This is a genomic window from Pyrobaculum sp. (assembly GCF_049971835.1).
In the GTDB taxonomy this organism is placed as follows: Archaea; Thermoproteota; Thermoprotei; order Thermoproteales; family Thermoproteaceae; genus Pyrobaculum.
Genome location: NZ_JBMFKV010000236.1, coordinates 1 through 2,537, shown reverse-complemented (window position 1 = coordinate 2,537; position 2,537 = coordinate 1). Strand labels below are relative to the sequence as shown.

3 protein-coding genes are annotated in these 2,537 nt (G+C 63.5%); all 3 read right to left on the bottom strand.

Translation table 11 applies throughout. The features are described from left to right. A partial coding sequence (locus tag ACP5J3_RS12980; protein ID WP_428496073.1) for an FkbM family methyltransferase occupies positions 1-1,080 on the bottom strand: 1,080 nt, incomplete at its 3' end. A 20-nt stretch (positions 1,081-1,100) separates the two neighbouring features. Further along, the gene (locus ACP5J3_RS12975; protein ID WP_428496072.1) at positions 1,101-1,283 is read right to left on the bottom strand and encodes a hypothetical protein; all 183 of its coding nucleotides are present in this window, start codon (positions 1,281-1,283) and stop codon (positions 1,101-1,103) included. Positions 1,284-2,096: 813 nt separating this feature from the next. Beyond that, on the bottom strand, positions 2,097-2,537 hold a 441-nt coding region (locus ACP5J3_RS12970), incomplete at its 5' end, for a hypothetical protein (protein ID WP_428496071.1).

The following is a 2,537-nucleotide window of genomic DNA, read 5'->3' as shown; positions in this document are numbered from 1 at the left end:
GGTGGTATGGAGATGTATCTCATCGGTGCGGTGGTCAGAGGACTGCGGGGGCTGATGTGTGTGGGGAGGAGGAGGGGGCGGCGCCGCATCGGGGGGCGACGTGTCTCGGTGCTGGTCCTCTGGCCTCCGCTGGTGGGGGCTGGCTCCGCCGTTTGGGGGGGGGGGACTGCCATGTCCTGCGCTGGTCGGCGGCTGGGTGGCCTGCCTCAGATCCGGGTGCCTTTGACTATCGTCACTGTGGGGGTGGCTGTGTGTGACGCGGTGAGTCTGTAGAGGGCGACTAGTAGGCCGTAGCTCCTCGGCCTCACCCTGAGCCACGCAGTGGCCAGGTTGCTCCTTGTGTTGTAGGTGCGTATCTCCGTGTGGAAGCCCCGCCTCTTGAGGATCTTCGCCAAGTCGGCGGGGTCGCCGTGCGCCTCTATCGATATCGCCTGCACGCCCCTCAGATTTGAGCTCTTCAGCGCCTCGTATTCGGCCCTCTATGTCCATCTTCACTATCGCGTCGCCGCCGGCCTCTTTGAGGATCTCGTCGAGGGTGAAGGCCTTGACCCGTAGCCAGCGGCCGCGTGGTCTGTCGCCGACGGTGTGGGCCTCGCTCCACCAAGAGAGCTCGAGGTAGATGTCGCCTTCCGACCTCCACACGGCGCCTCTCAATATCTTTACGCGGAGCCTCTTCCGCTTGATGAGCCAGCGGATTGAGCTGAGGTTTTCCGCGCAGAGCTCCGCGGCCAGTGGGTTGGGCTCGACGGCGACTACCGCGGAGCCCGGGGAGGACTTGAGGGCTACATATACCGAGAACGAGCAGTGGTGTGCCCCCAGGTCGATTACCGCGCCGGCGTCTCTAATCTCGCCGTCTGTGAAGTAGATGTTGCTGAATATGTTCTCCTCTATCGACCCAAAGCCGTCGCTGAACACGTGGAGAGACAGGGGGCCTACCTCCAGCGTCGTGGTGCGCCCGAATAGGGCGTTCAACAGATTGATGTAGATTCTCTTCACCCGATCCAACGGGGGTGTGGGGGGCGGCGGGTGCGCCGGCCTTCCCGGGGATCCGCCTGAGGGAGCGTCTGCGGCTACAGCCACACTGCCGACTCCGGTGGGTTTTATATCTCTTGTCTACGCGGCCCTCTGAGGGCAGAATAGCAACGCGGCCTCGGCCGGGTTGCGTAGCTGGCGGCGAGGGGCGGAGCTCCGAGGCGCCGGAGAGGTGGTGAGGACTCCTGGGGGCGGCCGGCCGCCCCCTCCCCGCCGGAGACGCCGGTGTCGACGGGGGTTGTCATCGACATCTTCGGGCATGGAAAGTTGCGGGAGATTAAAAAGACGTTGTTGTAAATTCTTAGAGGCGGCGTTGCTTATAGACTTCGCCGATTACGTGGCGTGTCTTGTACGTCTCCGCGGGCACGGCCTGTCTGTCTCCGGATCCCCCGAGGGGGGCCCGTCGCCGGGTTTCCGCCTGTAGAGCTCCTCGAACCCGCCTCTCGACGTAGGCGTTGTGTCGGCTCATCTGTGTCGGCCGGTCTTTCTTTTTGACGGACCCCCGCCGGCGGCGGCCGCGATTTTTTCGTACTTGGCTGGGGGCGCTCTGGTGGGTTGGCGACGCCTCTGTGCACACCGCCGGCTCTCTGGCCTTGATTCGTCGACGGCCGCGGCGGCTTTTCCTCTGGCGGCTCCGATCGCCTCCTGGGCGGCGTCGAGGGCAGGCTGGCGGATCTGGCGGGGGTTTGTTGGCTGGTCGCCTCGGCGGCTGAGGTGAGGGGCTTGTTCTTCGGGTCGGCGGTTTTGAGCTCGGCGATTACCCCCCTCGGGCGTGTTCGCGTAGGTGGCACCGAAGCCTGGCCCTTGGGAGCTCCGCCGGCTTCCTGAGCCGAGCCGCCTTTCCGCAACTCTCAGCTCTGTATACCGCACGTACGGGTGCGTGCTTTCCTCTGTCGCTCCTCCACGCCTCTGAGGGCGGCCTCCTGTCTACGAGCTGTCCGTCGTGTCCGCGAACCCCCCGACCCTCGCCTTCTTGGTCCCCTTCTGGGCTAGGGTCCCCGGCGCCTATCCCCCGTAGGGCCCGGGGCTACTGTCCACGTCCGGCAGATGCCTCCCGGCGGGGGCTAGCGGCTGGCTAGCCTCGTCTTTATCTCGGCCACGTCGCTTCTTAGCAATGTGACCTCTCTGTACATGTCCGCAATTAGCTTATGCATGTCTAGCATGGTCTTCTGCATCTCGGCGACCGTCCTCTGAGTCTCGGCTATGGCCCTCTGCATATCGGCTATCGTCCTCTGCATGTCTGCGATGGTGCGCTGAACCTCTCCGATCGTCTTCTGCACCTCGCCTATTTGCTGATAAACCCCGTCTATTCTCTTGTTGGTCTCGTCTATCCTTTTGTTTAGATCTCTCACCACGGCGATTGTCAAGACGGCGAGGTCCTCCGGCTTGAGCTTCTCCCCCCTCTCAACCTTCTTCACAACAACCTCCAACGCCTTGTTGATAGCCACGCCCAGCAGCTCCTCAACCACGCAGAGGCGCCGCCGAAGCAGTATATCTCCTTTACC

What these genes read in the sequence shown, in the direction of transcription:
- ACP5J3_RS12975 (WP_428496072.1), bottom strand. Translation starts at nt 1,283, where the DNA reads ATGTCGATGACAACCCCCGTCGACACCGGCGTCTCCGGCGGGGAGGGG.